Below are 8799 nucleotides of genomic sequence, written 5' to 3'. Positions count from 1 at the left end.
GCGCGGGTCGATCACCAAAATACGAGATTTCTGGCTAGAAGAATTCCGCAAGAACCCAGACCATCTTAAGCAGATGGCCGATCACTTTGATCTTTTCGATCCTAAGAATCCCGACTACTCGCATCTTTCGGGCGCACAATCTTCTTAAATGCCTGATCCGCGCTAGCCAATGCCTGATCCGCCATCAGCGGAGCGTAATCCGCCGCTCCGGATTCAGTTGGCAGCATGCGTGATGTCCTGACGATAACGGGAACGAGCCAAGTATTTCCGGCGAGTGGGTAGATCGGCTGTGCCATCTGCCCCCGGCGAAAGCCGTCCTTGCCTGCAGCCATCTAATGTCGGTTATGGGCTGTTCGCTCATTCTGAGCGCCGGCCGTCAGCTTCTGATTCACCGCGATCAGCGGACATATCCCGAGATCGCTCGGGCTAGAAAGCGGCACGAGAAGAAACCGCCATTCCAACCATAGGCACGCCCTAACATGCCGCATAGGCTCAATGATGTTGGCAAGGGCGCGCTCCCCGGTGTGGTAGGATATTGCAATGAAGAAAAGTAGCCGCCACTCAAAAATCGCAGGCGATTTCGCAGAGTCGCTCGTTCTCTATTGGCTATCCAAGTCGGGGTACGAATGCGCTCGTGTTGATCACACGGGTATCGACATCATCGCAGCCGATAAGGCGGGCCAGGCACGTATCGGCATTTCCGTGCAATGCCGCTCCCGGCTTGCTGGCAGGGAAAAGGAAAGCTTGAATCTACACGAATTCGAAAAGGCTCGTGAAGCTTGCAGGGCATTTTCTTGCAAACCATATGCCGCCCTTGTAGTCGACGGAGGAAATATCATTCGATGTTTTATGGTCTCACTCGACCATTTAGAACAGATCGCGTCGGGAACAAGTGGTGCTCAACGATATTGGCTGATGAGTGATAAGTTTTTGAAAAAAAATAAGGACGACGCAAACATTCAAAGATTTGAATTGGCATACACCAACCTTAACTGGCCGGATCTCGAGTAGTTGAAGGACATGATCGTGATGGCGAGGGGCTTTCCCTCCACCTTTTCGGGACCCGGAACCGGCGCAGCAGGGCCCCCGCTACGGGCTGTTCGCACCGTTTCGACCGTGTAGCAGACACTTCCGGACCGCCCCAATCAACAGACATCAACAAACCTGCCTGACCAGTCCGGTTCGAGCGATTGGGCACGCGTCGCGGGCTCCTCATGGAGGCCCGGAATTGAGCAGCCGAACCGCGCTGGTTCAAGGTCTGTGAACGCCGGTCGAAATCCGCACTTTTTTGCCGGCATCGCAAGGCGACGGCGAGTTCTTTCGACCGAGGAGCATACGGCCGGTTCAACCCGTCGAACCGATGGTGGCCAACGACGGCTGGGTGGGGAGCCACTGTCAAGGCCGATAGCCGCCGGAGGCGGTGGCCGCAGGCCAGCCTTTACAGTAGCTGCCCGCCCAGCCAAAATTCCACCGAGGGTCGCTGGGGGGCTGGCGGCAGGAATTATTCGGCGTGCGATTGGCTTCGACCAAGTATCAGCGTGCAAAGCGTTGAATCTTTACCAGATTTGATCGACGCCGATTCGGCGAGTCGAAGCTGCGTCGACACATGCGCCGAGGGCGTTTCGTGCAGGATGTTCCTGTGTGGTCGCTGCCGCTCTCAGGTCCTTGTCTGTCGACGTAGCGATCGAGGACAGTTCTATGGCATCAAAACCTGCGCACAAAAGGCTCGTGCTGACCGGCAAAGGCAGGCTCGGCGTCGCTATCAGGCAACCCCCCGTGGCCGCGCCATGCATGCAGAACGAAATCGCCGTTACCGCGACCGAATGCGACGCGTGACGGATCATGGTCCGTCAATCGAGCTTGAAGGGCGACCGTCGCCCGATTTGGACGGCGGTGCAGCGTTGAGTCAGCCGGCGCCCAGCAGAAAATCGCCAGGGCGCCAGTTCTGTCCCAACTGCGGGCGCTCGGCGTCCGCCTTTCTGCGTCGGTCATCTCTTCGGTCCGGACGGAATCGTCAAAACAGGCGCCAGAGCGGCTCCAGCGCATCTCGACTTAGACGTCGGCCTTGACGACGCGCCACAAGATCGGTCGCAGCAACTAGCCCCCCAATTCGCCGGAACCACGCACGGGAGTCTCTCGCGACGGCCTCTGTCGGCCCGACGCCGTTCCGATCTGACGCCAAAAAAGCGCGGATTTACGCCGGCGGCAACAAAGGTCGCGGCCGCGCAGTGGTGGTGCGCAAGGGCGCGCTGGCCTTGACCCCGCCGCCTCCGCAAACCGCCAAGGTCCGCACAACCGCTTCAACTTCCTTTAATGGCGCCCTCATTCGGAGCGATCGATCTGTGTGCCTCGCGCAAGTTTCAGACGGACTCCGGGGTGATCGCCGTCGCTGAACTCGATGCCTGCTGATTCCAAAGCTCGGCGCAGCTTGTCAACGGTGCCTGTATAAGCCGATATCGGTCCAGGAGTTCGCTCGATCCGTTTGACGGTTTCCAGCGAGATGCCGGATCTTTCTGCGAGTTCGCGCTGCTCGATCCGAAGCATAGCGCGAGCCGCTCTGATCTGTTCACTGGTCAACATTACGCCCCGAGTGCAAAATTATGCACCTGAGGTGTTGACACGTCAGGAGCAATGGATTACCCTTGCAGGGTAACATCGTTGCCCTTGCGGGCAAACGGTGCCGCGCGCCTGTTTCACAGAATATCTCGGGAAGCCGCCACGCGGTGGGGACGTGTGCCCATGCTGCGAAGGGCCCAACCACCGCAAGGCTGACCTCATGACCGAGCGGACCAGTGCAATCCGTCCCACGAGCGACTGCTCGCCTGACACGAGCGGTGGTCAGCTATCGGTCGGCTCCGCGACCGCCTCACCAGGAGACGATTCTCCGCTGCTCGTGCTTGAAAAGCAATTCAACACAATTTCCGCGGAATTGTTCGCGATCGAGCGGTTGCGCCGCGATCAGAAGAGAAATCACGGCCCCGCTGGACAGTCGCCCGAACGGTCGACGATCGAATCATGCGTTGAAGAACAGACCCATGATGCGGTCATGACAGAACAGATCGAATCGGTTCTCGCCCGTCTCCACCCCATCGAACGGGCGATCATGCAGACCCCGGCACACACGATGGCAGGATTGAGCGTGAAAGCGCGCCACGCGGCCTACGTAACGTCACAGTACTGGGAAGCGCCTATCGATAAACTCGATTGGGATGCACGAGTGGTACGTCTGCTAATCGAAGCAGTCTGCGACTTTGCCCGCACTCCATTGCCCTTTTGGAACGTAAGGGGTCACGAATAGTCTCTGCTTTAAGTGCCATCCTCGTTTGCAAGGCTCTATACATTTTCCCAACCTGCCTCTCTCACTATAGATACTATGGCCGATCGATATTTGGACCTGCACCGATCGATCCTTGGCTGAACCGGAACTTGCCGGAAGGTCGGCGCATGGAAATCTCGGCGATGGCGGTTTCCTCGGCCGCGCGAGGCAGAACGGCTGGGTGAAAGTACGGGTCGTATCCTACCGCGAGCCGAAAATCTGGGAATGCTGCAGCGCCCATACCGGCGGCAACGGCTTGAGCAGATCATCGAGCTGAAGCGTGGAGGGCTGCCGACCCGTAGCGATTGCTTCGATGATCTCCGGGGCGAGCAGGGTGAGGCGCAAAATGCGGCTGAGATAGGAGGCGTTGACCCTCTCGGCCTTGGCTAGGTCCGCCGCGGATGCGTATTCGCCGCTCTCCAGCATTTCCCGCCAGCGGTAGGCACGAACGATGGCCTTGAGGAGCGCGACGTCCACGCGAGGCGCGGGAGACCATGGTGCGGAACCGGGTGGGCCGACGATCTGCTTCCGACCGGCGCGTTGGCGGAAGGTGACCGGCACGCGAATGATAGCGGTGCGCCCGTCTTCGCTAAAGCGGGTTTCGGATCTGGAGGTTGCTGCGGCGGTCATGCGGCGCTCCGCTGTGTGGCGGGGTTGCCGGCCATCTCGCCGACAAGTGAAGTAACGCCCTCGATCCGCAGTCTAATTTCGACGCCGTCGGTGCCGACATCGACCCGTTCGACCAGAAGCTGGATGATCCTCGCCTGCTCCGCCGGAAACAACTCGTTCCAGAGCGGCTCGAACTCCAGTAGGGCGCCCCTCACAGCGTTCTCGCTGAGGCCCTTGAGCGATGTCCGCGCGCATCGCCATGTCTGGACGATGATCTCGGGAGACCGAAGCAGGACGCCGACCTGGTCGATCACGATCTTCTCGATCTCGGCGGCCGGAACGCGTCCGATCGGGCAGCCATCGGCTCCCTGTTTCAGGACGGTCTGGCTGACGTAGTAGCGATAGAGCCGGCCCTTTCGACGGGTGTGCGACGGCGACATCGCGGTGCCAGTGGGACCGAATATCAGCCCCTTCAGCAAGGACGGCGTTTGTGCCCGTGTGGCGCCGGCTCGTTTGCGTGGATTGGACCGGAATTGCTCCTGGACCTTGTCCCAGATCTTGCGGTCGATAATGGCGGTGTGTTCGCCGGGATAGGTGACACCCTTATGAACCGCCTCGCCGATATAGACGGGATTGACGAGCAGCTTGTAGAGGATGCCCTTGTCGACCAGCTTGCCGTATTTGTTGCGGACGCCCTCTTGGATCAGTTGCCGGGCCAGGATCGTGGTCGAGCCGGTTTTCAGAAACCGGTGGAAAATCGACCGGACCAGTTCGGCATCGTCCTCATTCACAACCAGCTTGCGGTCTCTGACCTCGTAGCCCAGAGGCGCCCAGCCGCCCATCCACATGCCCTTGCGGCGCGACGCCGCGAACTTGTCGCGGATGCGTTCGCCGATCACTTCGCGCTCGAACTGGGCAAAGGACAACAGCACATTGAGGGTCAAACGCCCCATCGACGTGGTGGTGTTGAAGGACTGGGTGACCGAGACGAAGGTGACGTTGTGGCGATCGAACACCTCCACCAACCGGGAGAAGTCCATCAACGACCGTGACAGGCGGTCGATCTTGTAGACCACGACGACATCGACCCGGCCAGCCTCGATATCCGCCAGCAGCCGCTTCAGCGCCGGCCGTTCCAGATTGCCGCCCGAGAACCCGCCATCGTCATACCGATCCTGGACCAGCAGCCAGCCCTCGGCACGCTGGCTCGCGACATAGGCTTCGCAGGCCTCCCGCTGGGCGTCGAGGGAGTTGAACTCCATCTCCAGTCCTTCCTCGGACGACTTGCGGGTATAGACTGCGCAGCGGAGTTTTCGGATCGGCGGCCGTGCCAAACTGTCAGGCGGAGCCGGTCGTCCGGGGCTGCCAACGGAATTGGCGTGGCTCGCTCCGGCCCTACTCGATCCACGATGATCCGTCCTTGGCTTCCGAGTCATGCCGTGCCCCGCAGGTTCTTCAGCCCGAAGAACACCCAGCCATTCCAGCGTACGCCAGTGATCTCGCGGGCGATCGCCGAGAGGGATTTGTAGGGGCGCCCCTGATATTCAAAATCGTCGCCGCGCACGGTGACGCAGTGCTCGATGCCCTGCCATTCCCGGATCAGCCGGGTGCCCGCGACCGGCACGCGTTCGGTCCGTACCTTGGGCCTCGCGCCGGGCTTGCCATCGTACTGCTTTCCCAGCGTCCGGAGCCGCTCGACGGTCTCCTTTTTCAGGCCGCCATAGGCCAGCTCCTGAATGCGATAGGCCAGCCGACTTTCAAGGAAGCGCCGATTATAGGGGGGCGGCTCCGTATCGAACAGCGCGCGCCATTTGGCCTTGAGGGCAGCGGCGGGCGCGTCCTTCAGGGCGGCCAATTGGGTTAGAACCGTATCCGTCATGGGGAAACCTCGGCAGAGCAGGGTGGCGCATCACCGCTCTGGTCGGGCGTGAAGTGAAGCGAACTTTCTCCGAACTCGGCGGACTTTCGACTGGACTTCCGAGCCTCCAGGCGTGTGAGGCCAACAGTCAGGATTTCGGCGATATCCGAAAGGCGCTGGGTCGCGTCTTGGTGATGAGAGGGCACTGCGAGCATGGCCGCAGGGTGAGCCAAAAAAGCGAAATGTCTAGCGCTCGCAACCGGCTGGCGAAAGCAGTCGGAATGTATAGAACAAGGTAGAAGACAAAGGCAGTCTGGAGCTGTGCACAACCCGCAGCCGGTTGCCGCAAAATATGCAGGCTGGTGACAAAATCGCGCGAGTGATTCGCGCCAGCCCACCGCGTCGGCCTAGTAGCATCATGGATTACGAGCCTTGGCCTGAGACAGGATGCAGCCTTGCGGAAGCGCGAGAGCGTACGGCGGATCGGGTGCTCGTCGGCCAGTCCGTGGAGGGGGCCGGCAGAAACCAGCCGACCGAGATCAAAACAATGGAAGAAAGGATCGAGGCTGCTTGCCTCGATCATCTCAAGTGTGGACGGCTTATTGCCTATGGGCGTCAGGGTAGTCTGAATGCGGACCTCCAGTTAATCAGTGCGGCCCAGTGGAATGCGCTTACCAACATTGAATGGCAAAACTCGTCCTCGGCGGACGATCGACTGGCTCGAAGCGCCTTTTTGGATATTCGCGTTTACCCACCGCTGCTCGCGCCATGCCATATTGATCTACTTGCAGGCAGGACGCTGGCCGAGGCCTTCGAGCAATTCGTATTGGGCGATCCGGAGGTCGCGACCCTCGCGCGAGAGGCGGTCCGACTTTCGTCGGAATTTGAAGCCGTATTCGTTCGGGGTTGCTGCCACGTTTATGGTTTCAAGGAATGGCCACTTGCCTTTGAGCGGTCGGTCATGGTGAGCACAGTGCATCCTGACGAGGCCAAGCGCTCGATATACGACGGTGCTGGCGAGCCAGATCCGCTCGAGGTCGTGATCGCGGCCGAAGCGCTGAAACATCGGTATTGCATTTTGATCTCGATATTGAGGCGAGGTGAACTTGAAGGTCGAGGCCTTCCCGTCACAGCCGGACATTCGGAGGTGATCCTGCGCTCCATCTGGTCGCATGAGGATTTCCATTTTGGCGCAAACACCGGTGACGTCCTGCAAGATAACCCGGAGTCCACTGGGCGCCATGATCGCTTGATCAGGCGTTGGATCGGTGTTGTGCTGCAGCGGTCGAATTCGTCAGACCAGCGCATCCACCCACTCGGCAAGGTGTTTCACGGGAAACCGCCCGTGCACGATGAGTTGCTGTCTACTACGTCAGTGCTGCAAGCAGCTCCGGTCCAGCGGTCAAAAGCGGTTGCTCGCGTGGAGACTAAAGTGGCTTCTCGCATGGCTTGCGAGGCGTGGTTGAAGGGCATTATGGCGGAAAGCCAAAACCGGCGAACTTTCACCGCTGAAGAACTATGGGCGCGGGCTCAGAAGAAATGGCGTGGCACTTTGTCCGAACGCCAATTCCTGGCCGCACGCGGCGAGGCGATCCGCGCGACGCGAGCGTTCGCATGGGGGGCCGGAGGGGCACCAAAGAAACCGCGGCGCTGAAATCACCGCGGTGATTAAATCGCGGCATCTATTCTCGGGAGCCTCGGCTCGCCACTCTGGCGCCATATCGCAGTCGATATGGAGCAATATTGATGAGAGTGACAACCGGCAGCAGTGACTACGATGCACTACTCACAGAAGTGCAGGCAGCTGATCTGCTGAGGCTTTCCGTCAGGACCTTGCAAGCGTGGCGAACCAGGGCGTTTGGACCGGCGTTTGTCCGCGCAGGCCGCGCCGTCCGCTACCGCCGTCGGGACCTGATTGCCTGGATCGAGGTTAACACCAATTCGCCGCCGTGCGTGGGGTCGGTGGTGACGTCATGAAGCGGCAAATCGCGGGTCGCTTAGGGCTAGAAAATGCCGCTCCCCACAATGAATCGGTCTATGACCGGGTCAACCGGGCGAAGCACCGCTGGCTCAAGCGCGTGATGTTCGATTGCGGAACGAACTCATCCGAGAAGTGCTTCGCCTATCTCGTGCTGGATCGTCTGAACTGTGTCACGCTGGATTGTTGGCCCAGTCAGAAATTGATCGCCGAACAATTTGGGTGGAGCATAAAAACGGTCCACAGGGTTGCGATCGGCCTGAAGCGGCGTGGCCACCTGCTTATAAGTCGAAACACACGTGGCTCGTGCCGTTACGCGCCAGTGTTCTTGCCGGAAGATGAGGACAAATCTGTCGCCAACGCGAGACATAACTGTCCATCTGCGCCGGACAAAAATGTCGAGGAATCCTTCTTAGGAATCCAAATTAGTAAATCCTCCCCAAGTCGAGCATGCGAGGCCAGCGAGTCGTTGGGGGGCGTTGCCTGGAATTACAGACCACGCCAGCGCGGCGCTTATGAAGCGGAGGTCGCTAAATTGCTTGGCAATGAAGGTTTCGAGATCCTCGAGCGATTGTCGGAACTGGACGATGGCATTGTTGAACGGCTTTGTCGGGCATTCGCAAACGGAGAACTGGGCGGACGTGAGCTCATCGCCGCGCGCTTGGCGGCGAACCAATTGCCGAGAAAGCGGAGTCCGATGTGAATCATCGCGGATCGTGCGCCGCAAAGCGCCGCAGAGCATCGTCGATCACCAGGGGCAGCGTGCCTTGGTCTCGGATCAGGCCTGGCACGCCGCCATTCAATGATGGCGGCATTGCTCCGAGACGCAATCGTTCTGCAATCGCTGCGGAAGGGAGAAGCCGGTGTGCCAGTGAGGGGGGTAGGGGGTTTAATTCCTCATGGAGAAGCCGCCCAGCAACCGCACCTATCCTCATGCAGGGATTTTTTTCCCGTGCCGAAACTTTTGAATATTTTTCCGAAAATCAACATTCAAACGTCGATCGCGGCAATTTCTGTTGGCCAAACAAGGCGGTCCAG

Annotated in this window: 9 protein-coding genes; 5 read left to right on the top strand and 4 right to left on the bottom strand. The window is 59.5% G+C overall.

Annotation, left to right across the window (positions count from 1 at the left end; genetic code table 11):
- Window positions 1-540 precede the first annotated feature (540 nt).
- Entirely contained in the window at window positions 541-1011 is a 471-nt protein-coding gene (locus WCB02_RS23355) for a hypothetical protein (RefSeq protein WP_423961850.1), read from the top strand.
- Window positions 1012-2322: 1311 nt separating this feature from the next.
- On the opposite strand, the gene WCB02_RS23350 is transcribed toward WCB02_RS23355, so the two are convergent.
- On the bottom strand, window positions 2323-2580 hold the full coding sequence (locus WCB02_RS23350; RefSeq protein WP_423961849.1) for a helix-turn-helix domain-containing protein: 258 nt from the start codon (window positions 2578-2580) through the stop codon (window positions 2323-2325).
- Between the two features lie 196 nt (window positions 2581-2776).
- Here WCB02_RS23350 and WCB02_RS23345 point away from each other — a divergent pair, with 196 nt between their 5' ends.
- The gene (locus tag WCB02_RS23345) at window positions 2777-3298 is read left to right on the top strand and encodes a hypothetical protein (RefSeq protein WP_423961847.1); all 522 of its coding nucleotides are present in this window, start codon (window positions 2777-2779) and stop codon (window positions 3296-3298) included.
- A 219-nt stretch (window positions 3299-3517) separates the two neighbouring features.
- Here the strand turns inward: WCB02_RS23345 and WCB02_RS23340 are convergent, their stop codons facing one another.
- From WCB02_RS23340 to WCB02_RS23330, 3 genes are all read right to left on the bottom strand, one after another.
- Window positions 3518-3946 carry a hypothetical protein gene (locus tag WCB02_RS23340; RefSeq protein WP_423961846.1) on the bottom strand — a complete coding sequence of 143 codons (429 nt, stop codon included), beginning with the start codon at window positions 3944-3946 and terminating at the stop codon, window positions 3518-3520.
- On the bottom strand, window positions 3943-5259 hold the full coding sequence (locus WCB02_RS23335; protein ID WP_423961844.1) for a recombinase family protein: 1317 nt from the start codon (window positions 5257-5259) through the stop codon (window positions 3943-3945). The genes WCB02_RS23340 and WCB02_RS23335 overlap by 4 nt, the downstream gene beginning before the upstream one ends.
- Window positions 5260-5357: 98 nt before the next feature.
- Window positions 5358-5780: a DUF2924 domain-containing protein gene (locus tag WCB02_RS23330; RefSeq protein WP_423961843.1), complete on the bottom strand. Its 423-nt coding sequence runs from the start codon at window positions 5778-5780 to the stop codon at window positions 5358-5360.
- A 421-nt stretch (window positions 5781-6201) separates the two neighbouring features.
- Here WCB02_RS23330 and WCB02_RS23325 point away from each other — a divergent pair, with 421 nt between their 5' ends.
- The 3 genes from WCB02_RS23325 (at window position 6202) to WCB02_RS23315 (ending at window position 8464) form a co-directional block, all read left to right on the top strand.
- Window positions 6202-7437 (top strand): hypothetical protein, encoded by a 1236-nt coding sequence (locus WCB02_RS23325; RefSeq protein WP_423961841.1) that lies wholly within the window; start codon window positions 6202-6204, stop codon window positions 7435-7437.
- 92 nt (window positions 7438-7529) lie between these two features.
- On the top strand, window positions 7530-7760 hold the full coding sequence (locus WCB02_RS23320; RefSeq protein ID WP_423961839.1) for a helix-turn-helix domain-containing protein: 231 nt from the start codon (window positions 7530-7532) through the stop codon (window positions 7758-7760).
- Window positions 7757-8464 (top strand): hypothetical protein, encoded by a 708-nt coding sequence (locus WCB02_RS23315; protein ID WP_423961836.1) that lies wholly within the window; start codon window positions 7757-7759, stop codon window positions 8462-8464. Before WCB02_RS23320 ends, WCB02_RS23315 begins: the two co-directional genes overlap by 4 nt.
- Window positions 8465-8799: the final 335 nt, after the last annotated feature.

It is taken from the genome of Bradyrhizobium sp. (assembly GCF_049581145.1).
GTDB lineage: Bacteria > Pseudomonadota > Alphaproteobacteria > Rhizobiales > Xanthobacteraceae > Bradyrhizobium.
The sequence above is the reverse complement of the archived record's forward strand: the minus strand, read 5'-3'. Positions and strand labels throughout refer to the sequence as shown.